At 64.9% G+C, this 25,404-nt stretch carries 26 protein-coding genes and 1 pseudogene; 11 read left to right on the top strand and 16 right to left on the bottom strand.

Going from position 1 to position 25,404, the window contains the following annotated elements; genetic code table 11:
- Position 1: 1 nt before the first annotated feature.
- From tnpB to ACFHNC_RS20640, 7 genes are all read right to left on the bottom strand, one after another.
- Complete coding sequence (tnpB, locus tag ACFHNC_RS20670) at positions 2 to 358, bottom strand: IS66 family insertion sequence element accessory protein TnpB (protein WP_437171136.1); 357 nt, start codon at positions 356 to 358, stop codon at positions 2 to 4.
- Positions 355 to 762, bottom strand: coding sequence for an IS66-like element accessory protein TnpA (gene tnpA / locus ACFHNC_RS20665; protein WP_437171135.1), 408 nt, complete (start codon positions 760 to 762; stop codon positions 355 to 357). Before tnpA ends, tnpB begins: the two co-directional genes overlap by 4 nt.
- Before the next feature lie 220 nt (positions 763 to 982).
- The gene (locus tag ACFHNC_RS20660; RefSeq protein WP_437171134.1) at positions 983 to 3,622 is read right to left on the bottom strand and encodes a PriCT-2 domain-containing protein; all 2,640 of its coding nucleotides are present in this window, start codon (positions 3,620 to 3,622) and stop codon (positions 983 to 985) included.
- 5 nt (positions 3,623 to 3,627) lie between these two features.
- Complete coding sequence (locus ACFHNC_RS20655) at positions 3,628 to 4,008, bottom strand: hypothetical protein (RefSeq protein WP_437171133.1); 381 nt, start codon at positions 4,006 to 4,008, stop codon at positions 3,628 to 3,630.
- A 125-nt stretch (positions 4,009 to 4,133) separates the two neighbouring features.
- The gene (locus tag ACFHNC_RS20650; protein WP_437171132.1) at positions 4,134 to 4,817 is read right to left on the bottom strand and encodes a hypothetical protein; all 684 of its coding nucleotides are present in this window, start codon (positions 4,815 to 4,817) and stop codon (positions 4,134 to 4,136) included.
- 149 nt (positions 4,818 to 4,966) lie between these two features.
- Positions 4,967 to 6,241, bottom strand: a complete 1,275-nt coding sequence (locus ACFHNC_RS20645) for a tyrosine-type recombinase/integrase (protein WP_437171131.1) — start codon at positions 6,239 to 6,241, stop codon at positions 4,967 to 4,969.
- Between the two features lie 676 nt (positions 6,242 to 6,917).
- Positions 6,918 to 7,559 carry a hypothetical protein gene (locus tag ACFHNC_RS20640; protein WP_437171130.1) on the bottom strand — a complete coding sequence of 214 codons (642 nt, stop codon included), beginning with the start codon at positions 7,557 to 7,559 and terminating at the stop codon, positions 6,918 to 6,920.
- A 297-nt stretch (positions 7,560 to 7,856) separates the two neighbouring features.
- Here ACFHNC_RS20640 and ACFHNC_RS20635 point away from each other — a divergent pair.
- A pseudogene (locus tag ACFHNC_RS20635) lies at positions 7,857 to 8,243 on the top strand (transposase); the annotation flags it as partial.
- On the opposite strand, the gene ACFHNC_RS20630 reads toward ACFHNC_RS20635, so the two are convergent.
- The 7 genes from ACFHNC_RS20630 to ACFHNC_RS20600 all read right to left on the bottom strand — a co-directional run bounded on the left by ACFHNC_RS20630 (position 8,126) and on the right by ACFHNC_RS20600 (position 14,711).
- Positions 8,126 to 8,581, bottom strand: a complete 456-nt coding sequence (locus ACFHNC_RS20630; protein ID WP_437171163.1) for an ATP-binding protein — start codon at positions 8,579 to 8,581, stop codon at positions 8,126 to 8,128. The pseudogene ACFHNC_RS20635 and the gene ACFHNC_RS20630 overlap by 118 nt on opposite strands.
- A 205-nt stretch (positions 8,582 to 8,786) precedes the next feature.
- Positions 8,787 to 9,404: a YcbK family protein gene (locus tag ACFHNC_RS20625; RefSeq protein WP_437171129.1), complete on the bottom strand. Its 618-nt coding sequence runs from the start codon at positions 9,402 to 9,404 to the stop codon at positions 8,787 to 8,789.
- An 11-nt stretch (positions 9,405 to 9,415) separates the two neighbouring features.
- Positions 9,416 to 10,144: a tetratricopeptide repeat protein gene (locus ACFHNC_RS20620; protein WP_437171128.1), complete on the bottom strand. Its 729-nt coding sequence runs from the start codon at positions 10,142 to 10,144 to the stop codon at positions 9,416 to 9,418.
- Between the two features lie 436 nt (positions 10,145 to 10,580).
- Positions 10,581 to 11,957, bottom strand: coding sequence for a type II and III secretion system protein family protein (locus ACFHNC_RS20615; RefSeq protein ID WP_437171127.1), 1,377 nt, complete (start codon positions 11,955 to 11,957; stop codon positions 10,581 to 10,583).
- A gap of 401 nt (positions 11,958 to 12,358) precedes the next feature.
- On the bottom strand, positions 12,359 to 12,808 hold the full coding sequence (locus tag ACFHNC_RS20610) for a TadE/TadG family type IV pilus assembly protein (RefSeq protein WP_437171126.1): 450 nt from the start codon (positions 12,806 to 12,808) through the stop codon (positions 12,359 to 12,361).
- Positions 12,798 to 13,196 (bottom strand): TadE/TadG family type IV pilus assembly protein, encoded by a 399-nt coding sequence (locus ACFHNC_RS20605; RefSeq protein WP_437171125.1) that lies wholly within the window; start codon positions 13,194 to 13,196, stop codon positions 12,798 to 12,800. The genes ACFHNC_RS20610 and ACFHNC_RS20605 overlap by 11 nt, the downstream gene beginning before the upstream one ends.
- Positions 13,197 to 13,256: 60 nt before the next feature.
- Entirely contained in the window at positions 13,257 to 14,711 is a 1,455-nt protein-coding gene (locus tag ACFHNC_RS20600; RefSeq protein WP_437171124.1) for a pilus assembly protein TadG-related protein, read from the bottom strand.
- Positions 14,712 to 14,804: 93 nt separating this feature from the next.
- Between ACFHNC_RS20600 and ACFHNC_RS20595 the strand changes: the two genes are divergently transcribed.
- The 10 genes from ACFHNC_RS20595 (at position 14,805) to ACFHNC_RS20550 (ending at position 22,545) form a co-directional block, all read left to right on the top strand.
- Complete coding sequence (locus ACFHNC_RS20595) at positions 14,805 to 15,044, top strand: hypothetical protein (RefSeq protein ID WP_437171123.1); 240 nt, start codon at positions 14,805 to 14,807, stop codon at positions 15,042 to 15,044.
- A gap of 6 nt (positions 15,045 to 15,050) precedes the next feature.
- Positions 15,051 to 15,233 (top strand): Flp family type IVb pilin, encoded by a 183-nt coding sequence (locus tag ACFHNC_RS20590; RefSeq protein WP_437171122.1) that lies wholly within the window; start codon positions 15,051 to 15,053, stop codon positions 15,231 to 15,233.
- A 99-nt stretch (positions 15,234 to 15,332) separates the two neighbouring features.
- A complete protein-coding gene (locus ACFHNC_RS20585) occupies positions 15,333 to 15,524 on the top strand; it encodes a hypothetical protein (protein ID WP_437171121.1) in 192 nt (63 codons plus the stop codon).
- 93 nt (positions 15,525 to 15,617) lie between these two features.
- Positions 15,618 to 16,136: an A24 family peptidase gene (locus tag ACFHNC_RS20580; RefSeq protein WP_437171120.1), complete on the top strand. Its 519-nt coding sequence runs from the start codon at positions 15,618 to 15,620 to the stop codon at positions 16,134 to 16,136.
- A gap of 6 nt (positions 16,137 to 16,142) precedes the next feature.
- Positions 16,143 to 17,048, top strand: coding sequence for a Flp pilus assembly protein CpaB (gene cpaB, locus ACFHNC_RS20575; RefSeq protein ID WP_437171119.1), 906 nt, complete (start codon positions 16,143 to 16,145; stop codon positions 17,046 to 17,048).
- Between the two features lie 117 nt (positions 17,049 to 17,165).
- On the top strand, positions 17,166 to 18,332 hold the full coding sequence (locus ACFHNC_RS20570) for an AAA family ATPase (RefSeq protein ID WP_437171118.1): 1,167 nt from the start codon (positions 17,166 to 17,168) through the stop codon (positions 18,330 to 18,332).
- A complete protein-coding gene (locus tag ACFHNC_RS20565) occupies positions 18,329 to 19,756 on the top strand; it encodes a CpaF family protein (RefSeq protein ID WP_437171117.1) in 1,428 nt (475 codons plus the stop codon). Before ACFHNC_RS20570 ends, ACFHNC_RS20565 begins: the two co-directional genes overlap by 4 nt.
- Positions 19,753 to 20,715 (top strand): type II secretion system F family protein, encoded by a 963-nt coding sequence (locus ACFHNC_RS20560; RefSeq protein ID WP_437171116.1) that lies wholly within the window; start codon positions 19,753 to 19,755, stop codon positions 20,713 to 20,715. The genes ACFHNC_RS20565 and ACFHNC_RS20560 overlap by 4 nt, the downstream gene beginning before the upstream one ends.
- A complete protein-coding gene (locus tag ACFHNC_RS20555; protein WP_437171115.1) occupies positions 20,715 to 21,650 on the top strand; it encodes a type II secretion system F family protein in 936 nt (311 codons plus the stop codon). Before ACFHNC_RS20560 ends, ACFHNC_RS20555 begins: the two co-directional genes overlap by 1 nt.
- Before the next feature lie 346 nt (positions 21,651 to 21,996).
- Positions 21,997 to 22,545: a hypothetical protein gene (locus tag ACFHNC_RS20550; protein WP_437171114.1), complete on the top strand. Its 549-nt coding sequence runs from the start codon at positions 21,997 to 21,999 to the stop codon at positions 22,543 to 22,545.
- A gap of 304 nt (positions 22,546 to 22,849) precedes the next feature.
- Here ACFHNC_RS20550 and istB read toward each other — a convergent pair whose 3' ends face one another.
- Complete coding sequence (gene istB, locus ACFHNC_RS20545) at positions 22,850 to 23,632, bottom strand: IS21-like element helper ATPase IstB (protein ID WP_437171113.1); 783 nt, start codon at positions 23,630 to 23,632, stop codon at positions 22,850 to 22,852.
- Complete coding sequence (gene istA / locus ACFHNC_RS20540; protein WP_437171112.1) at positions 23,622 to 25,148, bottom strand: IS21 family transposase; 1,527 nt, start codon at positions 25,146 to 25,148, stop codon at positions 23,622 to 23,624. The genes istB and istA overlap by 11 nt, the downstream gene beginning before the upstream one ends.
- Positions 25,149 to 25,404 lie beyond the last annotated feature (256 nt).

Here is a 25,404-nt window from a genome sequence, read left to right as displayed (position 1 = left end):
TCTATGCAGGAACACTGGGCGTGGGAATCTCCCGCACCGCCTGAACACGTCGCCAATCGATGCCGTCGAACAGCGCGGCGAACTCCAGAGGCGTCAGGCGCACCACGCCGTCCACGATCGCCGGCCAGCGGAACGCGGCGGCCTCCAGTTGCTTCCAGACCAGGACCAGCCCGCTGCCGTCCCAGAGCAGGATCTTGACCCGGTCGGCGCGACGCGAGCGGAACACCAGCACCGCGCCCGAGAAAGGATCGGCGCCCAGCACCTCGGCCGCCAGCGCCGCCAGGCTGTGCGCGCCTTTGCGGAAGTCGACGGGCTTGGTGGCCAGCAGGATCCGCGCGCCGGCCGGCAGCGCGATCATGCCGCCGACGCCCGGATCGCCCGCAGCACCGTCGTCAGCAACGCGCCGTCGGTGCCAGGCGCGACGCGCAGCACCGCGCCGGCCAACTCCATCTCAACCGATGGAGAGGAGCCAACTGGCGCGGCTGTCGGCTCTGGTGCGGGCATCGATGTCGATGGCACGATCGGCACGAAGTTCAGCCGCGCCGCGGACCCGGTGTGCATCTCCCGCCGCCAGGTGAAAACCTGCTGCGGGCAGATCTGCCGACGCCGCGCCACCTCGGCCACGACCGCGCCAGGCTCCAGCGTCTCCGCCACGATCCGCGCCTTGTCCTCGTCCGACCATTTCCGCCGCCGGCCAGGCCCAGTCAGGATCTCTACCCGGCGATATCCGCCACCCTTCGCGTCGTCATTAGCGTCGACCATAGCGTCGGCCCGAAGCTCCCTGCTCCACGCCGTCCAAGCATATTCACCGCCCGCGCCGGAAGGCGGGCCTCGTCGCTGCGCTTACACACAAGGAGCTTGTGTCAAACCGCGAGGGCAAAAAGAAGCCCGGCGCAGTATGACACTGGCCGGCTCAAGTTTTCAGGGAGGAAACGCCAGTTATGGAGCGGCAGGAAACCCCACCAAATACAAACCCCGGCAGTCAGAGGCCGTCGTTGTCAACCCAGGCGTTAAGACGGGCCGCCGTAATCTCCCCCTGGTCAAACGGACCGTCGCCAGAGGTGTAGATGCGCGTGCGGTTGTCGGTCGGCGCGTCTGAGGGCGTGTCTATATCGTCGCGACCGATGTAGCCCACGCGGAACTGCCCTCTGGCCCGCAAGTCCAGGCGCTTGAGCGCCGCCGAGAGGACTTCCGGGACTCGCTTGCGCTCACCACCCATCAGGATCGAGACGCCGCGCTCTACGAGCGTCCTGTGCAGCGTGACGAGGCACACGACACCCCTGGTCAGCAGCGGATGCGTCTCTTGCTCAAGGAGGTGGAGGATGTCGCGGTCGAGAGGATCGCGCGCCTCCTCGATCACGCGCTGTTTGATGTCGGACGCGGGAGCCCTGCCGTTGGTCGCGGAGAAATCCGGATGAGGCACGAACTCCGTCTCAAGCCAGCCCCGGAAAGCGCCGATGCTGCGCCGGATCGCCGCGTTTAGGCGATGGTAGTAGGTGGGGTCCGACGCCAGCAGCGCAGCCATGGCCCGCGCAGTCGCCACGCGCTCACCCTGGATGGGGTAGAACCGCGTGTCCTTACTGGTGAGCGCCAGCACGTCATCGTGGTTGGTCAGGCCCACGTACGACGCTGTATTGGGAACGGTGCGCGTGCCCTCGTACATGAACCTGGGCGACACGGAATCGTTCGTGATGACCGTCTTCATCCGCTCGATCACGGCGAGCCGCGCGCCCTCGGGCACCCAGACCTCCTCGATCACTTTCCACAGATCGCCGTCCATCCACGATCCATCGCTTTTGTCGAGCAGGACTTGCGGCGGGTAGATGCCGACGTTCTCCGCGCCGAACAGCAGACACGGAATCTTCACCATGGCCGTCGTCTTGCCCGAGCCTTCCGCACTACTTAAAACCGGGCAGAAGCGGACGCGCGTGCGGTACAGAAGAACGTGCCGCAGAAAGCTCAGCATGATCGCGGTGTCGCGCTTGCTGCCGCACACCCGTCGAAACAGCGACACGATGAGTTTGATTTCGGCGCGCGTTTCGTCGGACCAGGGGACGTACACAGCGTCCACCGCACCGCGCGTGTGATAGCGGTTCACATAGCGCGTGCCGTTGAGGACGTAGATGCGTGGGCGACGCGACCCCCCTCCCCCTTCCTGCGAAAGCGCGTCGTCGGCAGACGTGTCGCCCTCGACGTACGGCATGTAGCCGAGCGCGGACACCTCCGGGATTTTGTAGCGGCTGACGGCCGCTTTGTGCGGCGTCATCAGCATCGGCGTGTCGATGCCCTGGGCGATTTCTTCTTCAGTGAGGAAGCGGTCGCCAAAGGTAATGTCGAAGGTCTGCGGAGTGTACAACATTCCGTTGTGCGCGTTGTAGAACTTGCCGGTTCCTGACACCCAGCAAAAGGACTTCAGCCAGTCGGGCATGTTCGTCATTTCGGGGTTGCGGAATGCAAGCTCCTTCTTCGCCGCCGCCTCGCTCAGATTGGAACCCGTAATGCGGCGGAACGCGGTGCGGTACTGCGCCGTCAGCAGCACGCGCATCGTGGTGCTGTCGATCTGAAGCAACTGCGCGCACAGCTTGGCGTCCTCAAGCTCGACGCGGTTCTGCGCCTGGACCATCAGCGACATGATGCGGTCGAACTCGGCCTCGCGCTCCGGACGTGTCCAGTCATTCGCCCACTTGATGACGCTGCGGAACGTGACCGCATCGCCCTTGTCAGAGCCCCGCGCGCTCTCCCATTTGGCGCGCAGGCCGTCAGAGTCGTAGTGCGGCGTGGTGGCGCACCACTCGTCCACTAGCGCGTAGCCGTCCTCGCTGCCGCCCGTCTGGTCATGGACGGCGAACACCACGTCCATCCAGCGCGGATAGCTCCACCACGGCACCCCAGGCGCGATCTCGGCGTTATGAGGCGGGAGCTTAGCGAGGTAGTCACGAACCTGTTCCTCGGACAGCGCCAGAGGGCGCTTGTCGATCATGGTCAGGACAGGATCGTAGAGATCGTCAGGCGAGGCCGGGATCAGATCGCGGCTGCTGCTCTCAAGGCGGTCGCGCGACGTGAGTGACTCGCCCTGGATCATAGAAATCGTTTCGTCAATCGGGCGTAGCTCGTCAGGCGTGTCCTTAAGCCGCCTGCCGCTGATCGTGACGTAGCGGTCGGCCCGGTAGAAAATCTCGCCCTTACCGCCCCCAGCGAGCTTGAACGCGGTGTGGATCGCGGTGCCCGCCCCCTCCCCCGTCAGCAGGCCCACGATCCGGAGCCCGCGCCCGGACGGCGTGATTTCCGTGTACGTGTTCGCCATGCGGACGATACGCATAGCCCAGTCCGAGATCGAGCCCGTCTCAGGGTTGCGGCAATCGTCCAGGTCCCCCCAGACGATCTCCTGGCAGACCGACACCACGAAGCCGATGCCATCGGCCTTGCCCGCGCGCCGAGCGTCCCTGGCCGTGCGGAAATCCGACCAGTGTTTCGGATTGCGGTTGCTGGCGTTGCGCTCCGGAAAGCGCGACTGGAACGGCGGCTTTGTGAGCTTGCCCTTGACCTCAACCCATCGCCATAGGAGCCAACCGTTGAGGTCACGCAGACGCGCGAGAGCCGCGGGAAATGGTGTCCCGCTCACGGCATTCACCGGCCCGACGCCGCATTGGTGTGAGCAAGGCTTGCAACGAAGCGCTCCAGGCTATCCGCCGTTATCAAGCTTTTTGTACCGATTTTTACCATGATGAGGTGGCCAGAGCCGATGAGCTCGTATCCCTTTGTGCGCCCGATGCCCAGGCTGCGGAACGCGGCGTCCAGGGGCACGAGCAGGACCGATAAAATGCTTGCGCCCGCGCTTAGCCGCAGCGTGCTTTTCGTCGGGGCCTCGAGAATGGCGACGCTCGAATTGAGCTGCGCCGAGTGGGGGAGGTTAGCGTGCGAGTGCTCGTGGGCGAGCCCTTTGCTCATGGCCGGCTGACCTCGATGAGCATCGTTGGGCTTACGCAGTTGACTGTCTTGAGGCTTCATGTCCGTGCTCCCCTGCCCATGATCGGGCGGTCTGAGACGGAATTGACCTGAAACACCTTTTTGCTTGCAGGGGAGAAAATCGCTGCAGAGAGGGGGCCATTTTTCCCCCGAAAAAAAGGTGCCGGTCAGCCTACCTGAATTCGGTAGTCTGCCCTGACGGACACGAATAGCTTTTGGACCTCACGCCTTGCTCTTTCTTGGTAAGGTGCCTTCCAGCGGCTAGTTATTTGCTTTTCGACAGCGTCATCACCGGCAAGCGTCCATCTCTTTGCCGTGTAACCTTGATCTGTGAGAACGCTGCGAACCTCGGCAACGCACGCGCGCAGGAACCGATGTGTGGGTCCTGGTGAGGCGGATGCGGGCCTGCCGAAGGCAAACTCGTAGAACGCAAGGAGGCTTGGATAAACATGGATGTTGAAGGAGATTTCTCCGCGCCCCTGGTCTTTAAAAGACCACGCGTGGCCCTCGATCCAAGACTGCATCGCGTTGAGCCAATCTGCTGGGATGGGAGGCGGCGGAACCCGTGTCTCTGAGCTTTCGGCAATGGCTCGCTGGAGAGCTTCAAGGCGACCACTTACCAGCTTGGCTTGAGCTTCCGTCGCATCGGGACGTGCACGCTTAACCAGCCGCAGGAGCAGCTTGGAGAGCATCACACTGAGTAACTCGGCATCGTGCACGAGAGCCATGCGCTTGCTGCCTTGTGTCTGCTCGTGGATGCGCTGGAAAACCTCGGCTGTGATGCGCCTATGCTTGAGCTTGACGACAGACCCTATAACCTCACCGATGGAAGCAACTGCTTCGCCTCCCATTTGCGTTCGCTCGGGCGCCGAGTGAGCTGTGTCTCTGCGTTTAGCTGTTGCGCCCGGGCTAAGAGAGCCAACGTTGTGCGTGTTTACGTTCTCGCGGAGTAGGGACGCCGGTCGCGGGCGGCCGACCAGCCTGGTGCCCGATGCGGCCTTCACGCGCCGGCGCCTTGCAGCCGGGGCTCGAAGGGATGTGCTTCATCGGCGGTGCTATTGCTCGAACATGACCGCGCCCAGTCTTGCATCAGGGTACGGCGCTTAGCGAACAGGTCGCCGCGCGCATAGGCTTGCTCCACCTTATCGCCGACCCTGTGCGCTAGCGCGGCCTCAACCACCTCCCGGCTGTGCGTCGTCGTTTCACCGCACCAGTCCCTAAAGGTGGACCGGAAGCCGTGAGGCGTGACGTCGCCCCGTTTCAGGCGGCGCAGAACCATCGTCACTGCCATCACGGAGAGCGGTCGCTCTTTGCCCTGGCCCGGAAATACGAACGGGTCCACTTCGCTTCTGTCGCGCAACAGCCCAACCGTCTGCAAGAGTTCAACTGCAGCGTCGGAAAGCGGCACCCTGTGCGTCTTGCCAGCCTTCATACGTTGCGCCGGGATCGTCCAAATAGCGTTCTGGAGATCCACCTCGGACCATCGCGCCCCGAGAACTTCGCCGGACCGCGCGGCGGTCAAGATGCAGAACTCGAGTGCGCGAGCTGCTGCTCCCTCCCGTCGCCGCAGCGCACCCATGAAATCAGCAAGGTCGGCCCACGGCAATGCGGCGTGATGGCGCACCGGCCGCACCTTGCCCCGGGCCGGAAACAGCTTGTCCAGATGGCCGCGCCAACGTGCCGGGTTGGCCGCATCGCGCCAGCCGTGAACGGTCGCGAAGTCCAGCACCGCCTCGATCCGCCCGCGCAGCCGAGACGCCGTCTCGGGCTTGACGTGCCAAATCGGTCGAAGGACCTCGACGACGTTCGGGGTCTCGATCGCTGTGACTGGCATCGCCCCGAGATGAGGTCCGGCATACTCGCGTAAGGTCATGGCCCACTGCGCCCGATGCTTCTCGTTGCGCCAACCTGCCTCGTGGGCGGCCAAGTAGCGCTCAGTCGCCTGGCTGAAGGTGACCGCACGGCGCGCGACTTCCGCTGCCGCAGCCCGGGCTGCCACCTCTGACGCTCGGCGGTCCAACGGGTCGGTGCCAGCGGCAACGAGCCGCCTCATGTCGGCTGCCTTTTCGCGCACGGCGGCGAGTGGCACGGCATCGGATCCACGCGCGGGGCCGAGGCCCATGTCCCGTCGCCTACCCCCGAAGGTGTAGCGGAACATCCAAGTTGCGGTGCCGGTTGGCTTTACCACGAGCATCAGGCCCGCGCCGTCGACTTGGATGCCTGGCTTGGCGGCCCGCACACCCGCCGCTGTTAGTCCCGCCGCACGCTTTGGCATGATGTGTATCCTGATGATGCGGAACCCATATCTGTCCCCACGACGTTCCCCACATAAAATAGCCGAACGGCCATGAACGCAAGCGATCAAATGAGAACGAACAACTTCATGAAATCCAAACAATTCAACGTATTGGCTACCTGATCGGGCGAGGAGACGAACGCCAGCGGATAACCACGACCATCAGTATGGCGGCCACCCTATCCGCCAAAACCCTGCGCTATCGTAGTGAATTCGTTGCTGTTTTTCGTACAAATTCGTGTCTTACCCCCATCTCTACCCCCAATCCGGCCAGCGATTGGCATGCACGGTAGTAGACGCCCCCTTCGGATGGAGGCAGCGTCGGGAAGGTCGGTCACGCAGTCATTTGGCTTTGCCACTCGCGCGGCATATTTGCCACTCGCGCGGCATACGGGCTGGTAGGCCAACTCCGGCCGCGCAAGGTTTCATGACAGGAGGGCGCAGTCATCCACCAGTTCTCTGTCTCGCGCTCGGCTTTCAGCGCCGCCCGAGCCAGGGTCCACAAATCAGTCATGGGTATGCAGACAGGGAAGCAGACGGCTACTGAACAAAGCGCGCCGGGGTGGCCGCGCAGGCTGTCACACGCCGACGCTAGGCAGCGAAGCTACCGCAGCGGCGGATCCGCCATAGCCGCGGCAGGCGCTTTCCCCGTGTCCTACAGCCTTGCTCGCAGCCGCGCCGCGCCCGCCTCGTAGATGCCTTCATGCCGCTCTATCTGCGCCTCCCATTCTGCCCACAGGCGATCATAGGTCGCGTGGCGCATCCACTTGGGGCGCGGCGGCGGCACCTCGTCAAAGAAGCGGTAGCGCCCGCCCAGCCGCCGATGCAGCCGCGCAAGCCGCCCGTGGCTGCGCTGCATGTCGTCGCCCCGCTGCGAGGCATAGGCAAGGCGGTAGGCGCCCTGCCCCCTGCTCAGAAAGCGAATGCCGCCATCCGGCAGGTAGATCTTCGCGCACCGCCTCCCGGTCGCCGGGCAGACCCACCACCACCGAACCCCACCGAAGCGGGAGGGCGTTGCCTCTATCATCACCGTCTGCTGCTGCAAGCCGGTAGGGCAATGGTAATGCGCCACGTCGAAGCTCAGCCGTGCCGAGCCATGATCGTTGCAGAGAGACAGATGCACATCCACGGTCGCCCAGGGGGCCGCATCGCCCTGCCACGTCCAGTTCCAGCGGATGGCGCTCGCCTCAGCTATCTGCCCCTCCGCAATCGGCGCTGCCTGCTGTCGGCGGATTTCGGCGGTGACGGGCCGCATCACCGCACACACGTCCAACACCACTGAGGCGCAGCCCTCCACCGTCGCCAGCCCAAGGCGCCTTCCACTGTTAAATCCTCCCATAGCGCCACATCTCCGCCAGATTATCCGAAATCGTTTGGCTAACTAGTGGCCGGCGGGGCATGCGCCAGGGCCAAGAGCTTGCCGCCATAGGTCATCCGGCCACGCCACGTCCTCAGGCGCCATCGGGTCGAGCGGTTGAAGACCGTGGTGTAGGGGTGGAGTGGCCGCGTTAAGCCGGACATGCAGCTTGGTTGTGTCTCTCTCTAGCAGTCTGTCGGATTCCCAGCGGCCCTGAAATCGGCGAATCTGCCGGGCATGACGACGTTCATTCCCATTAGCCGGGACCAAGCGTTCCTGCTGCCGCCGGATTTGAAGGATTGGCTGCCGGCCGACGACGTGGCGCATTTTGTGGTGGCGGCGGTGGATCGTGTTCCGCTCAGCGCCTTCGCCGTGCGGCTAATCCCAGGTGGCCGCGCGCAGTATCACCCGCGCCTCCTGCTGGCGCTGCTGATCTACAGCTATGCCAACGGCATCTTCTCCTCACGGCGGATCGAGCGGGCGGCGCATCGCGACCTGGGCGTGCGCTACGTGGCGGCGAACCTGCACCCCGACCACGACACGTCGACCATAACGTCGGCCCGAAGCTCCCTGCCCCAGGCCGAACAAGCATGGTCACCCCCGCGCCGGAAGCCGGGCCTCCTCGCCGCGCTTACGATCAATCCGGTCGCCGTGGTGAACCGCACCCGCCGCCGTTGGCGACAGGCGGCCACGCACAGCCCCGTCGCGAGGTGGGTCTTGCCGGTGCCTGCCTCGCCGATCAGCAGCACTGGCTCCGCCTTGGTGACGTACTCCCCCTCGGCCAGCTCGCGCATCTGCGCGGCCAAGACGCCGGAGCGATCGAACTCGGACGCCTTTAGCGTCTTCATCCGCGGCAGCCGCGCGTCGTGCAGCAGGCGCGTGATCGCCCGGCTGTCGCGCTCCTCCATCTCGGCCGCCAGCAGGGCCTCGAGGTAGCCGAGATGCGATTGCTGTTCCCGCACCGCGGTCTCTGCCAGGCGGCCGAACTGCCGCCGATGGTCGGCATGCGCAGCGCCTTTCAGTGCTGCCGGATGGCCTGGGCCTGGAGGTCGGCCATCACGCGGAAGCAAGTCCAGGCTGGACCAGGATCAGGGCGGGGGTTTGATGCGGATGACAGACCTGGAGACAGTCATGTGTCGGCGATATGCTGATCCGCTCCGCCGACGGTCAGTCCCCCCTCCACATGCGACGTGGGCCTACGTCTACATGCACAAAATTTCGGTAGATCCCGACGCCCATGAAGCTAAAGATCCTGGAGAAGGCGGAAGCCGCTTCAGCAAGATCCGGCAGGGAAATGCCGCGCATCCCGAAGTCGGCGGCCTGTCCCTCAAGATGCAGGCTCGCTCTCGCCGCGCCTTCCAGCAAAGCGTTGGTACCGCGCGTACGATATCCGGAATGCAGCAGCAAAGGCCGCTCATGGCGCCAACCCGCCTGGATCAGCGAAAGGACATCCACCAACGCTACCGGCAGCGGGCCGAGTGCCTCGGCGCGCAGATCACGGAACAGGTGGCGGAGGCGTTCCATCACCTCTGCAGCGGGCACGCCTTCTGGCCCTCGGAATGCTCCAGCAAATTCCTCACCTGCTTGGTTACGCAGCCAGATCAGGCGCGAGCGGTCGATGAGCCGGTTAGCGTCAGCCGACCTGCTTGGCACGACTGAGGCGGCCAGGCCCGCCATTCCAGACAGCATGCTGCGCCTGTCCATCATGGCTGTGCTCAGCGAGGCGTTGCAGCCTCCTTCACGCGCATATTGCGCGTCGTGCCGCCGCGACGTTTCGAGCGTCATTCAGGGTGTGCTTAGCTGCCGGCCCCTGAAGTAAGGCCGGGTGAGGCAAGACTCCGCACAATTTGCGTCAAGTCCTCATCATCGACCCGTCCACCCAAGGATGTTTGGGCATTGCGTGAATCACCCGTCATGGCCTGTGCTATGCCGAGATTGGTGGCGACGCGCAGCGGAGCGGCGGTTCGCTGACGCAGGGCAGAAAGTATGGCCACAGCCTCCATCGGGCGACCACTGAGCATCAGCGAGAAGCCAAGATTGTTCGCGCTGGGAATGTCACTAGGATCGATGGCTTGTGCAGTACGGTAGCTCTGCTGCGCTTCGGCATGTCGTCCCAGCAGGTCCAGCGCCACCCCCCGCGCATTAAGCGCGGCAGTATCGCGAGGCCGCTGCACGAGTACCTGTTCTAGCGCTGCGATGGCTTCAGCCGCGGCGCCCGTGCGGATCCGCAACTGGCCAAGGGCCAGCCCCAGTCCAGGGTCGCGCGGCTTGTTGTTCAGGGCGCGCAGGAGAACCTGTTCGGCGTTCTGAACCTGCCCAACACGCACCAACGCCGCCGCGTAGCGGGCCTGTATCTCAGCATCCAGCGGCGCCGCATTTGCCGCGGCCGAATACATTGAGGCGGCGACGTCATGCTGGCCCGACGCCTCGGCGGCCATCGCCACCCGGACGCGGGAGGCGGCATCGGGGTTGCGTACCGAAGCGTGGTTCGCGCCTGTTACGGCACAGGCGGACAGCATGCTCATCGCACAGAGACCTATAATGCCGTGAAGGGCGCCACGACGCGATGGGACGGCGGGCTTGTCCGTTAGCGCCTGTCTCACCCACATCAGCGTGCACCCCTGCTACCTGATGCCAAACCGAGACCAGGGAGTGGCCGATCGGCGGTCGGCTGCTGCGATCCTCCGACAGACGAACTAGGCGACGCAAGAAGCGGCCGGCGCTGCTCAGTCACGAGGCGCGTGACGGCTGTGGCACCAACGTCACCGCGTTCAGACAGTGCGCCCACGCCTCGGGTGAGATCACCGGGACTGGCCACCATGAGGGACAGGTTGCGGTCGTTCACGCCAGCAGGTTGCCAGGTGCCGGGCCGTTCGAAAGGGTCATCCGCGCAGCCCAGTAGGCCGAGCAGCAGCGCCCAGGATGCGCCGGCGCGGAGAGTGCGGTTGGTCATGGCGACGTTCACTCCAGGATGAAGCCGGCATCTGGCCGGCCGCGCAGCTGCGGTGCGTTGGAACCCCGAGCAATCTGGCGCTGGAATAGGACGCGATCGATGTCGGTCGCGGGGCGGAAGCCGTCTGTTGGCGCGCCGAGAGCTCCTGGCTCGGATACCGGGCGGACCAGATAGGGCGTGACGATGATCACCAACTCGGTCTCGTTGCGCTGAAACCGGTCTGAGCGGAACAGCGCGCCCAGTATGGGCACCTCGCCGATGCCGCTGACGCCAGACCCGCTCTGCCGCGAGTTGCGCTGGAGGAGGCCTGCGATGGCGAAGCTCTGCCCACTGCCGAGTTCCACAGTGGTTTCCGCGCGTCGGACGGCGAGCGCGGGGATGGTGACAGTGGTGCCTGTCCCACCAAGCGGTACCGTCACCGCGCCCTGGTCAGTCAGCTCGCTGACCTCAGGACGGATTCGCAGGTTCACCCGATCTGGGCCCATGACGGTAGGCACAAAAGCGAGGCTGACGCCAAACTGCTTGAACTCTATGGTGATCTGCCCAGTTGATGTCGCCGCAATGGGAATCGGGAACTCGCCTCCGGCCAGGAAGCTGGCCGTTTCACCCGATTGGGCCGTCAGGTTCGGCTCTGCCAAGATCGAGATCAACTGGTCCGCGGCAAGTGCGTCGATAACAGCATTGATATCATAGTTGTTGCCCGTCAGGCCGAGCCCCACACGGCTGGGGCTGGTAACGAGGGAGCTTCCGCCTGAAAGCACAGCGCCGGCCACGGAAAGTGCAGCCGGGCCGCTTCGCAGGCCCATCAGGAAGCTGCCTGTCTGCCCAAAGGCGCGCCAGTTCAGCCCCAGCTCGCGGGTCACCTGGCGCGAGACTTCGGCGATACGCACCCGGACATTCACTTGGATTGCGGAGAGCAGCTGGAGGTTGTTGACAACCGTGCGCTCGTCTCCGGCGAGAACGCGCGCGACCATCTCGGCGCGCTGGGCATCTGCCGCATTCGCAACGGTGCCGCTCAGGACAAAGCCATTGCGGCCAGCCGCGGCGACGCGCACCGAGTCCGAGCCCCTCAGCGTCCGCCGAATGGCGCTTTCGACAGCGCCCGCGCTCGGCGCCGGGGTGCGGTCGCCGGTCTGCTCGAAGGCGCCAGGCGTCACGGTCACCTCATACTCGGCAACTGCAGACCCATCCTCAGCGGTCGCCACCACCGTCGTGCGCCCCGGCGCAACAGCCATCAGGAACAGCGAAGTCGGTGAAGTCGGCTCGACCCGGACGATCCGCGGTTCAGCCGTGATGACAGAGGTTGCGGCGCCAGGCAGCCGCAGAAGTCGGCCGGTACCGGCGGACAAGGTGATGGGGATTGTAGGCGCGACCTCGCGCGTCAACGACACCGCTGGCGCTGCCGGTGCCGAACGGGGATCGACCGGCGCCACCCGCGAAGGAGTCTGTGACCAGGCGAAGTCTGGGGCAGTCGCCATGACTGCAGCAACAACGGCCACGCCCAACCATGGGGCACCCGTCCAGGCAGCGCCCGGCTCTCTGGCTGGACGCCGTGCCGCAAGAGCAACATTGCTCGTTTTACTATGGAATAAGGTTCCGGGATCTGTTTTGCTTTCGAACACGGTTCCATTTCCTTGGGCGAAGATTCGCCGGCCAATCGATCTAAATATTGCTTACGATCTCATTTCTGGCATGCCTAAATGACAAGCTAAATCGCTATTTTCTACTCTGCAACGTTTATCAGGTCGCTGTTTCGTGTGCTCACGCAACGTTCAACATGCGGTCTTCAGTAGGTGAGCGATGCGGTTGCGGAGAGGGTGGGAGCGACCGTGAGAAGCGGTGCGACGAAATTGAAGGGGTATGTCGCCGTTACCGTGATCGTGCGTGCGCCACCGGCACTGAGTGCGCAGACGGGCGTGATCGTGAGCAGGGCCGGGGTCAGCATTGGTGTTGGGTTGACCGGCGTCGTGACGGCACTTTTCAGTACGCCACCGTCCGGCGTGGTCGTACAACCGCCGCCCAGCACCGCACCGGCGCCCGACATGATCATCGCGGCGCGCGCGGCCTCCTCCGCAACGTTGCCGAGGGACTGACGCACGGACTGGAAGCGAGCCAGATCCACCGCGCCCAGCAGCAGCGTGATGAAGATCAGGCCGACCAGGGCGAACTCGATCGCTACCGTGCCGCGGCAGTTCTGCCACGATTCCGTCAGTCTTCCGCGGCGGCTACTGGACACGGGCGACCACGCTGCGATTGGCGGCGAGGGCGGTTGCGAAGGCCAGGCCCGGAATCTGGGGCGGCGGCATGCTCACGGTCACGGTGATGTAGCGCGCCATTCCTGTAGCGCAGGCGGTATTGCAGCCGACGGTGGGGCCGCCAGTGGCGCCGCTCAGCGGGCAGGTGCAGACCATCGGCGCCACCGTGACGCTGGCTCCAGGCAAGATAGCCTGAGCGGCGCTCTGTGCTCCGGCGGCATCGCCGGGTAGCACGGTGGCATACTGCGCCCCGGCGCGGGCCGCATTTGCCAGTCGGATACCATGGTCCGCGGCGAAGCCGATATTGGCCGCCCCGGCCAGCAGCGTGATCAGCACTGGGGCGATGATGGCAAACTCGACCGCGGCCACGCCCCGGCGCTCTCGCGCCACCCGTTTGCAAAGCCTCATCAGGATGCCTCGCATCGCGTGCTACTCCACAAGTCGGACGATCTGGAGGTTCGGCACCAGGTTTCCGTAGCCCAGTGCCACACATTCATTGAGAGTTACGCCGGTGTTGCCCGTCATTTCCACGGTGCCGCCGATCAGGACGGAGCAGGTGTTGACTGCGGCATTGCCGCTGTACTTTACGTATGAGTTCGGGAAGTACATCGCGCCGGTAAGCGAGGTGCTGGGCCCGCCGTTTATGTCAACCGCCGGATTGCCCTGGTTGTTGCCGCCGGTGGCCCGCGGGTCGCGGAAGAACAGGATGCCGGCATAATCCGGGTCTGCCGCGTGGGCGGCGGTCGGCGCCGACAGCGTGATGTTGGCGTTGCCATTGATGTTCGGTCCGCCGATCTGTGCCGGGGATCCGGTGAACACCAGGGTCACGCCGTGTCCCTCTGCGCAGACGTCGCCATCGGCCGTCGGCGGCACCGTCGGCATCCGGCATTCCACCTTGCCGCTCGTGACCTTGAAGCTGGAATTGTAGAAGTAGTAGGTGCCGGGGTTGAGCGTCACGACCGTGCCGGCGCCGCTGATGTCCAACCCGCAGATCGCCTTCCCGCTGGGTGGCGGCGGAATCACCATGCTGGTGTTCACTTTGCCATTGCTCGGGATGCCCCCGGCGATGAGGGCGCCGTCCGGGGCATAGACCGGGCTCTGGTAGCAGTCCGAACTGGAGAAGCTCGGCAGCACCTTGGTGTTCAGGAACTGCAGTGGATTGACCGTGGGCGGCGCATAGGAGGTGACGGGCTGCGTCAGCGTCGCCGCATCGCAGCCGTTGCAGCCACCCGTCGTTGTCAGGGACAGCGCGGTGACGGAGGCGGCGCCGGTGATGCTGATTGAATTGTCGAGGGCCGAGTTGGAGCCGAGGATGCAGTTGGGGGCCGAAATCGTGCTGCTGCCGCCCGCGAGCAGCTGCCCCGTCACCGTTCCCGTGCCGAAGCCGGGGATGGCCAGCATGCAGGCGGCGCCGTTGGGCAGCAGGGCAGCCACACCGCGCGCGGTGATGACGGGATCGGTTGTCAGGAAAAGGGCGGAGATCAAGCGGGGCCGGGTCCGCTCGACGATAACCTCCACCGCCGTCTGGTTTCCGCTGTTGGGGCCGGTGGCCGGCGGGCTATTGACCGTGACGACCGTTGCCGCCGCCGCATTGGTGAAGCCGTTCATCGTCGCGTTGTCCCGCGCCGCGCTGTCGGCCTGGGTTCGCGCCGCGGTCAGCGTCAGGCCGAGCGTGCTCTGCGCAAGGGAAAGCCGGACGGCGCCGGCGTAGGCGCCAGGGTCCGCGGCGTTCTGCGCATCGCGCCGCGTCAGGTACCAGCTGCCGCCCTCGGTCCCCAGCCCGACCATACCAACGATAACGACAGCGCTGACGCCGAACAGGACCGCCGTTGCGCCCCTGACATCATCCCTCAGAGATCGAAACCTCCGCAGCCCCCCAATCATCCGATCTCTCAAATTAGTGAAATTTTGCACAGCAACCAAAAACCACAGCCAAGCGGAACGAACCGATTCAGTTTGGTAAAGGAAACGACCCTGATGCGCCATTTTCTTTCCTTCTCCGTAATTTCAATAAAAAATTCCTGGCCGTCGGCTTGCGGTGCTTGTCGTCTTGCTACTTTCGTCGCGAAAAAAAATCTACCGAAAAAGATTGCAATGGGTACATTCATCCTTGCCAGGGGCGGACAGCGCCGATGTTCCAAAGAACAACGCCTGCGCATTAGTCTGCTGCGGCCATCTGCCCATGCCGGGCACTTGAATCTCGGTTGTAAAGGATAGAACAGGATGTGGATCTCCCAGCTTTTGGCAGCCCGCGACCGGCTCGTTTCTGACGAGAAGGGTGTTACGGCCCTGGAATACGGCCTGATCGCGGCCACCACTGTCGTCGCAATCATTGCGGCCCTGGCGGTTATCGGCCCGGCGCTGACGGGCATCTTCACCGAGATCGGTACCGCTCTTACCGGCTGAGCCGGCGGAGGAAGCAGTACGCGGTCCTGCAACGACGCATCGGCCGCGTACCCTGCATCTGCGCAGAGCGGGCGGTTCGCTCGGCGCGTCGAAGTCCGAATGGAGATGCAAGCCATGTCCGCCTGTCACCTTCGGAACGCCGCCCGCCGGATTGGCACCGATGACCGCGGCGTTGCTGCGCTGGAGTACGGATTGATCGCGGCGACGACACTCATCGCGATTGCCGCGGCACTCGCCCTTATCTCACCGGCTTTGGCGGGGCTTTATGCAAGGGTTGCCGCCGCATTCTGAGCGGAATGTGTTTTCCGCGGCTCTAGCGAGACCCACTGCCGCCGGGCACCGCAGGCGGCCCGCCCGAACCGTCAGCAGGAGACAACAGGCCGGATGTCTTCCACCTTCGTCATCCCCGCACTTTTGCTGCTGGCATTTGCCGCATGGCGTGACGTTGCGACGCGCAGGATCCCGAACAGCTTGTGCCTGGTGCTCGCAGCGATCGGCCTGATGTTACGCGGGATCGAGAGCCTGCCGGATTTGCTCGCCTCGCTGTTGACCGCCGGCGCTCTCTTTCTCCTGTTATTTTTGCTGTTCGCGCGCGGTCTGCTCGGCGGCGGCGACGTGAAGCTGCTGACCGCGCTCAGCCTCGGCTTGCCCCCGATCGAGAGCTGGAATCTCGTCGTCGCCACCACTCTCGCCGGCGGCGCGCTGGCCTGCCTCTACCTCCTGCTGCAACGCCTGCTCACGGCGTATCCGGGGCTGGCCGTCCGTGCCCGCACCCACGCCACCGCGCTGCGGCGCGTCCTCGCGGTCGAAGCCTGGCGCATCCGCCAGCGGGGTCCCATGCCCTACGGCGTCGCCATCGCCATCGGTGGCGCCGTGGTCCTCCTGCAAACCCAGGGAGGCTGACAAATCATGCCGCTTCGCATCATTGTCGCCGTCATTCTCCTCGCCACCTCCGGCGGCCTCGGATGGCTCGCCTTCCAGGCGCTCAACCCGGGCACCGCCGTGGCCGTGGAGCCGCGGGTGGTGCCGGTGCGCCTCCTCGTCGCCGCGCAATCCCTGCGGACCGGCGTGCTGCTGAAGGATTCCGACCTTCGGGAGCGCGATGTCCCGCCGGACCAGGTGCCGGAAGGCGCCATCCTCGCGGGCGAGGATGCACTTCCGGAGGTCCGGGGCGCGATGCTGCGCCGCTACCTCGATGCCGGGGACCCGCTGGTGCGTGCCGATGTGCTGCGACCACGCGACCGCGGCTTCCTCGCCGCCGTACTGACGCCGGGCGCACGCGCCGTCTCCATCGGTGTGGACGCCAGGACCGGAGCTTCCGGTCTCATCTCACCCGGCGACATCGTGGACGTCATCCTGACGCAGGAATTCCAGCGCGGCGACACGCCGGCGGGGCGGCGCGTGGTGGCGGAGACGGTGCTGACCAGCATCCGCGTCATCGCCGTGGACCAGCAATTCGCCCAGGGCGCCACGACGCCACCTGCGCCCGGCGGAGCGGGAAGCCCGAACCGGGTGGCCAGAACCGTGACCCTGCAGGTCACGCCGGAGCAGTCCGAGCGCGTCGCGGTGGCCGAGCGCCTCGGGCGCCTGCTCCTCGCCGTTCGCTCAATCGAGGCCGAGGAGGGTGACGCGCGCACCGCCAGATCCGCGGCGGAGGGCGAGGCGCCGGACGGCGCCATTCCGCTGACGCCGCGCAACAACCCGGTGATCTTCGGCTCGGACGTCTCCTCCGCCCTGGCGCGGGACGAACCGAGCGCGATGCCCCGCATGCGGGTCATCCAGGGCAACACCCGCAGCGACGTGATCTTTCGCTGATGCCCCGAGACGCGAGCTGCGCCCGCGCCATCCGAGGAGATGCATCCCATGTACGAACCTGATGCCGCTGGCTCGCTTGGCGAGCGCCCCTCCACCGGCGGCTTCGCTCCGGACGCGGTGGGCGACCGCATCGCCGCCGCGGCCTATGTCTCCGATGATGCAACGGATGCCGCGCTGCGGGGCGGGCTGAGCGAATTCCTCGGCAGCCTGCAGATTCGCCGCGGCGGCATACGCGCCGCCGCGAAGGTTATGGAGCAGACCATCTCGCCCCGCGTGCTGATCGTGGACGTGTCCGGTGTGGACGACCAATTGGGCGAACTGGATGCGCTGGCTGCGGTTTGTGCGCCCGACACCAAGGTCCTGGTGATCGGGGAACGGCAGGATCTCGCATTCTACAGGGAAATCACCCGCCACCTCGGCGTGGATGAATACCTGGCCAAGCCGCTGACGCGGGACAACGCGTCCACGCTCATCGGCCCCTACATGGCCGGGGTGGAGCCGGAGCGTGCTTCAGTCCGCGGCGGACGCGTGATCGCTGTCTGCGGCGTGCGCGGCGGCGTCGGTGCGACGACGGTGGCCATCAACCTGGCGCTGCAGATCGCCGACAGCACCCACGGGCACGTGGCCCTGCTCGACCTTCACCTCCGCGGCGGGCAGATGGCCACCATGCTCGGCATCACGCCGGTCGCCGGGCTGCGGAACGCGCTGGAGCGTCCGGGTGATGCCGACGCCCTGCTCTTTGAGCGGCTGGCGATCCCGGTGAGCGATCGGGTGCGGCTCCTGGCTGCGGATGAGGGCTTTGAGACGGATCCGGCGCCGACCGCTGCGGGTATCGCCCACCTGCTGGCCCTGCTGTGTCAGCGTTTCAACGCCATCGTCATCGACATGCCGATGCCGCCCTCCCCGACAGAACGGCAGGCGCTGCTGCTCGCGCGCCATGCGCTGCTTGTCCTGGGCCCGGATGTCGGCAGCCTGCACAATGTCGAACTGATGCGCAGGATGCTGGCGTCGCTGATTGGCGGAGGCCGGACGATGACGGTGCTGAACCGGTACGGAGCGGCGGGCGCGCTGAAGAGGGACCTCATCAAGGAAGGCCTTGGAACCGAACCGGACATCATCATTCCAGACCTTCCGAAGCCGCTGAACCGAGCCGCCAATCTGGGCCGTGCGGCCTTGCGGGATAGCCCCGTGCTGCAACGAGCCCTGGCGCCGCTGACACAGGAGATCGCGGGCGTGGCGCTACGCCGGAAGGGCGGCCTGCTGCGCCGGGTGTTCGGACGATGACCGGCTTTGGACGCCGCCTGCACGTCGTTCCACCTCTGCGCCAGGGGTCGGCCACCCAGCCTGCGGGAACGCAGGGCAGCCTGCCGCCCTCCACGTCCAATGAACTCACTGTTCCCCCGCGCCCCATCGAGGCTGACGATACCGCTACTTCGGCGCGCAGTGCTGCCGCGGTCGCCACGTTGCTGCGGCTGCGCCAGCATGTGCTGGAGCGGATAGACCCCGTTTCCGCAGGCTCGCTCAGCGTCGAGCAGTTGCGGGAGGAGATTGGTATCCTCATCCACGAGATCGCCGACCGCGACCGCCTCGATCTGTCCGGACGCGTGCAGATTCGCCTGGTGGAGGATCTGGTCGACGAGATGCTGGGCCACGGGCCGCTGGAGCCGCTGCTGCGCGATGACCGCGTGGACGACATCCTGGTCAATGGCCCGAACCGCGTTTTCGTGGAGGTGGGAGGCAAGATGCAGCTTTCCGCCGTCCGGTTCCGGGATGGCCGCCAGCTGGCCGGCATCGCCCAGAAGATGGCCGCAAAGGTGGGCCGCCGGGTTGACGAGTCCAGTCCGCTCGTTGATTGCCGCCTACCGGACGGCAGCCGCGTGAACATCGTCTTCCCGCCGCTCGCGATCGACGGCGTCTCCATCTCGATCCGCAAGTTCTCGCGCCGGCGCTATGGCCTGGATGCGCTGGTAGAGAATGGCAGCTTCACCGCACCGGTCGCGCGCATCCTGGAGATTGCTGCGCGTTGCCGGCTCAACATCGTGGTATCCGGCGGCACCGGCTCCGGCAAGACAACACTGCTGAATGCCATGAGCAGTCTGATCGATCATGGGGAACGGATTGTCACCATCGAGGATGCTGCGGAGCTGCAACTGCAGCAACCGCATGTGGTGCGGCTAGAGACGCGGCCGCCGAACCTTGAGGGCCAGGGCGAGATCAACCAGCGCGCGCTGCTGCGAAATGCACTTCGCATGCGGCCGGACCGCATCATCCTAGGCGAATGCCGTGGCGCCGAGGCCTTCGACATGCTTCAGGCCATGAACACCGGCCATGACGGCTCCATCTGCACGCTGCACGCGAACACGGCACGGGATGCGCTGACGCGCATCGAGAATATGGTGCAGATGGGTACGACAAACCTTCCCCATGCCGCGATCCGCTACCAGATCGCGGGCGCGCTAGACCTTGTGGTGCAGGTGGAACGGATGCGCGACGGCCAGCGCCGCGTGATCCATGTCGCGGAGGTTTGCGGCATGGAAGGCGACGTCATCACCATGAATGACGTCTTCGCCTTCGAGTATCTCAGCGAGGACGCCACGGGTCACATCCGCGGCCGTTACGTCACCCCCAATCTTCGCCCCAGGTTCCAGGACCGGCTACGGTACTTCGGATTGGAGCAGAGTTGGCTCGAGGCATTGCGGGACGCATGACCCAGACAGCCCTTGCCTATCTGGCCGCCGGCGGGATCCTGTTGATGCTCGCGGCCTCGGCGATGCTTCTGCTGCCGGGGCGCGCCACAATCCGGATGCGCGAGCGGGTGCGTTCCGCGACCGGCAATGCGGCGAAGCCGACCCCGGTCGCAAAGCAGCAGACTATTCGTCGTCGCGCCACGGGTGAACACCGGCTCTGGAACGGCATCTCAGCGGCGCTGGGCTACAACCGCGATCTGCCGCCCGCCTTCGCGGCGTCACCGCCCCTCGTCGCCGCATCGTCGTGCCTGATGGGGCTGGTGCTGTTCACGCAACTGCGGTCTAGCTTCGGCTCTGCAATGGCCGCCATCATCGCACTGCTTGCAGCCGTCGCCCTCGCGCGCTTCCTGTTCCGTCGCAAGACGAAAATCTACATGAACATGCTGTTCATCCAAATTCCCGACATGCTTTCGCTGGTTGTCCGATCTGTGCGCGCTGGGCTGCCGGTTGGTGATGCCCTGCGCAGCATTGCCACGGAAATGCCTTCGCCGACCCGCGACGAGTTCGGTCGGATGATGGGCGAAGTGGCGCTGGGCGTTCCGCTTGAAACGGCACTTTGGAGCCTTCATGCGCGGACGCAGGTTCGCGAGTACTCCTTCCTGGCAGTCACCCTGGGTCTGCATGCGCAGACCGGCGGCAATCTGGCCGAGACGCTCGAAAATCTGGCGAACATGGTGCGCCGGCGGGTCGCAGTGGCAGGCAAAGCCAAGGCGCTGTCGGCCGAGGCGCGTATGTCTTCCGCAATCCTCGCCGGCCTGCCTTTCGTCACTGGTCTCATCATCACCTTAATAAATCCCGGTTACGTCGGCGAGCTGTTCAACGATCCCCGCGGAAAGTATTTTCTGATCGGCTTCGCGACTCTGATGTGCTCTGGGATGCTGACCATCCGCTGGCTCTTACAAAGGAGCACGCGCGATTGATGTCCGAGACCATTCTCACGGTTCTCGTCGCCGGCGGAGCCGCGGCGGTCTTGGCACTGATGGCCGCAGGCCTGCTCACGGTGGAGGCGTCCCGCCGCGACCTGGCGCAGCGGGTCCGACACGCCGTGCGGCCCGATGCCGCCGCGCCACTCGACCCGACACCCGGTGCTCGCCGCCTCCTGCTTGGCCCCCTGCAGACTCTGGGTCAGCGACTTCACAGGTCGGCGCTCTTCTCGGGTGCCGCCGCGGCGGATCTAGAGCGTGCCACACAAGGCGCTGGGTTGAACCCGCGCACCGCCGTGCCGATAGCCATTGCCGGCAAGGTCCTGCTTCTGCCCCTTTGCCCAATCCTGGCTTATGCCGTCACGGCCGCAGCCGGGCTCGAGGGACCGCTTCGCCTGCTCCTCGTCGCCATGGCCCTCGTCATCGGCATGCTGATCCCGAACTGGGTCATGGGGCTGGCGCGCCGGTCGCATCAGGCTGGGTTGCGGCGTGGACTGCCCGACGCGCTTGATCTTCTGGTGGTCTGCACGGAGGCGGGGCTCGGCCTCGAAAGTGCGGTGGACCGTGTTGCGTCCGAAATGCGCAGCTCAGATCCGCCGATAGCCATTGAATTTTTCGCGCTCGGTCAGGAGCTTCGCATCACGTCAGATCGGGCCGCAGCGCTGACCCGATTCGCAGAACGGACTCAATTAGAGTCTTGGCAGCGTTTAGCCAGGACACTAGCCCAAACACTCCGCTACGGCACTCCGCTCGGGCAGGCTCTTCGCACTCTTGCATTGGAAATGCGTGACGAGCGCGTCCTGCGGCTGGAGGAGCGGGCCGCCAAACTGCCAGCGCTGATGACGCTGCCCATGATCCTTTTCATTCTGCCTTGCCTGTTCATCATCGTTGCAGGGCCGGCGGTGATCCGTGTGCTGAATATCTTGAATTAGGCGGCGTTGGTGTCGTCCGGCGCTGATTGGAAGGGGTGAGTGAGGTGCAGTCATTGCGACGTTTGATGAGATGGCCGTTTTAACGCATCTTCTTGAGCGGGGTGCGGGCATTGGCGGCCGTAAGAGTGCTAAAGTAGAGGACTGTTGTTCGCACTTCGCTGCGGTGGGTTGGCCTGGTTGAATTATGGTTGGAGATCCAATGGATAGTCGGGAAGCGCGGCGCGTCTTTGACCGCTTTGGCGTCAAGCTACATTCAGCTAGTCGGAACGAGCTTCGGGAGGTCTGGATCCTGCTGGCACGAAGATACCATGTTCGCGCGACCACGGGCGGCGAGGATGAAAAAGCAATGGCCGAGATCAATGCCGCCTACGACGTCCTAAAGCGTGAGCAGTGGGCCTTACCTGCTGACGGGATTAGTAGCCGGGACCCGCGCATCAAGGGCGTCTGCGTATGGGCTTGGGCGGGGCATCCTGCCAAATCCTCGACGGTGCCCGACGATCAAATCAAAGTGGCTAATGAGCGTGATCTCAATTTTCTAAAGCGCCATATTTGGCAAGCCTCCGGGCGTTCGAAAGAGGAGTGGACAATCTGGAGTTTTGATGGGCGACGCTTCTTGCCGTCTTTCACGGTGTACGGCGCGGCGCATGTCTTCGGCGAGATGGCGGCGGCGGCCCTCTGCTGTGCGAGGGTCGGGTTTCGGCGTCCTCGGGCCGTGTTCGTGGAGAAGGGAGGTGGAAGGTGGGTTGATCTTCTCCTAATTTACTCTGACGGCATCATGTTTCCCGCAATTCCGTTTAACAGAAGCTTCGATGGGCCTCCGTCCAATGATCAGGCCTTGCTCAGTAAGCTACCGGCAATGTTGGATGATCTCACCTCTCGTTCGGTGGCATCGTAGGTGCGGTGGTGGGATTCGGCGTTAGAGCATGCTGCGTTTATGCGGAAGCATAGCCTGAGTTGGCGAGGTAGTTTGCGCATTCTGCTGGGCTGTGGCCTGCTGCTGGTTTGGTGGACACCGAGATAAGGTTTTCCAACCCTATCGGAGGTTTCCATGCAGCGACGAGTGTTCAGCCGAGAGTTCAAGCTTGAGGCGGTGAAATTGGTCACCGAGCGCGGTGTGTGTTGATTGCCACTGAGAGCTGACCCGGGATTGCCACGAGGATCTGACCCGGGTTGTGGGGATGCGGGGTTTTCAAATCCCGTCAGGTGGGCTGTGGCTTCCTTTCACGATGGGCCTGGGTTGCGGAGCTGTTCCTGAAGCGGAAGCTGTCGTTGCCGGTCTCCAGGATGTGGCAGTGGTGGGTGAGCCGGTCGAGGAGTGCCGTCGTCATCTTGGCATCGCCGAAGATCGCCGCCCACTCACTGAAACTGAGATTGGTGGTGATGACGACACTGGTCTGCTCGTAGAGCTTGCTGAGAAGGTGAAACAGCAATGCACCGCCCGAGGCGCTGAACGGCAGGTATCCAAGTTCGTCGAGGATCAGCAGGTCGGTATGGAGCAGGCGGGCGGCAATCTGCCCGGTCCTTCCAGCAGCTTTTTCCTGCTCAAGAGCGTTGACCAGTTCCACCGTGGGGTAGAACCGCACCCGCTTGCGGTGATGCTCGACCGCCTGGACGCCAAGCGCGGTGGCGACGTGGGTCTTTCCGGTGCCTGGCCCGCCGACCAGCACGACGTTGTCGGCCTTTTCCATGAAAGCACCGGCATGCAGTTGGCGCACCAGGGCTTCGTTGATCTGGCTGCTGGCAAAGTCAAAGCCCGTCAGGTCTTTGTAGGTCGGGAACCGTGCGGCCTTGAGCTGGTAGGCGATGGAGCGAACCTCCCGCTCGGCGATCTCGGCCTTGAGCAACTGCGACAGGACGGGGATCGCGCTCTGGAAGGCGGGCGCGCCCTGCTCGGTGAGCTCGGCCGCGGCCTGCGCCATGCCGTGCATCTTGAGGCTGCGCAGCATGATGGTGACGGCGGCAGCCGCCGGGTCATGACGCATGGCGGCCTCCATTTCTCGAACGCAGGCTGTCGTAGCGCGCGACGTTAGCCTTGGGCTCCTGCGCCAGCATCAGGGCCTGGGGCGCCTCGATCGGTGGGACCTGGGAGGCTGTGCCGTCGGTCAGCCGGTGCAGCAGGTTCAGGATGTGGGTCTTGGTGGACACTCCGGCCTGCAGCGCCAACTCCACGGCAACCAGTACAGCCTGCTCGTCGTGCTGCAGCACCAGGGACAGGATCTCCACCATCTCCCGGTCACCACCTGACCTGCCGTGCAGTTGCCGCTGAAGCTGCCGGAATGCCTCTGGCAGCTCGGCAAAGGGCGCGCCGTTGCGTAGGGCACCGGGCTTTCGCTGGACCACGGCCAGGTAGTGGCGCCAATCATAGACCGTCCGGCCCTGCCCATGCGATCGCTCGATGATCCGCTGGTGCTCGCAAAGCACGGCTCCCTCGGCGACTATCACGATGCGCTCAGGATAGATCCGCAGGCTGACCGGACGATTGGCGAAGGAGGCGGGCACGCTGTAGCGGTTGCGGTCGAAGTGCACGAGGCAGGTTGGCGAGACCCGCTTGGTCTCATCCACGAAGCCGTCGAAGACCCGTCGGACCGGCATCAGGCAGTCCACCTCCTGCCGCCAGACCGCGGCGACGCTGCCGGGTTCGGCGCCGTGCGGGATCTCCTCCCACAAGGCGAAGCATCGTTGCTCTAGCCAGGCATTCAGCGCCTCCAGGCTGGCGACCTGCGGCATGGGCTGCCACAGCCGGTGCCGGGTGTCCTGAACGTTTTTCTCGACCTGACCCTTCTCCCAGCCCGAAGCCGGATTGCAGAACTCAGGCTCGAACAAATAGTGGCTCGCCATGGCCAGGAAGCGGGCATTGACCTGCCGCTCGCGGCTCGGACCGATCCGGTCCACGGCGGTGCGCATGTTGTCGTAGATGCCGCGCTGCGGCACGCCACCCAGCACGCGAAAGCCGTGGTTGTGGGCGTCGAACAGCATCTCGTGCGTCTGCAGGAGGTAGGCCCGCACCAGGAAAGCCCGGCTATGGCAAAGCTTGAGGTGGGCGACCTGCAGCTTGGTGCGCTCGCCGCCGATGACGGCATGTTCCTCGCTCCAGTCGAACTGAAACGCCTCGCCCGGGCCGAAGGCCAGCGGCACGAAGACGCCGCGGCCGGCGGTCTGCTGCAGGCGCTGCCAGTCGTCCCGCCAGGCGTGCACAAAGGCAGCGACCCGCCGGTACGAGCCATCATAGCCGAGCCCGGCCAGCTCCGCGTGGAACTGCCGGGCCGTGCGTTTCTGTTTGCGCGGCCTGCGGGCATCCGTCCGCAGCCAGGCCGCCAACCGCTCGGCGAAGGGATCGAGCTTGCTGGGGCGATCGGGCGTCCTGAAAACAGGCTCCACCGCCTCGGACCGCAGGTACTTGCGGATGGTGTTCCGCGACAGGCCGGTCCGGCGAGCGATCGCCCGGATCGACAGGTGCTGCCGGAAATGCCAGCGCCGGATAACGCTCAACAACGCCATGTCCAACACTCCCGCTGCCCCCGCCCAAAGGGCCGAGGCTAGCGTCCGAACATGGGTCAACTCTCAGTGGCAACTTCACCCCAAACCGGGTCAGTTCTCAGCGGCATTCAACATTGGAGCAGCGGTGGGAACCGGAATCCAACCTTCGCTGGCGTTCTTGAGACGAGTCTCACAAAATGATACTAGCGAACACCGAAACTTCGGGCCGGCATGATAACCTCAACGCGTCGCTGCGGTGCCCACCTCGGCCTGCTGC

Origin of the sequence: Falsiroseomonas sp. E2-1-a4, from assembly GCF_051433165.1 — a bacterium.
Lineage (GTDB): Bacteria > Pseudomonadota > Alphaproteobacteria > Acetobacterales > Acetobacteraceae > Falsiroseomonas.
Note: the sequence above shows the minus strand (reverse complement) of the source record. Positions and strands in the feature narration are given on the sequence as shown.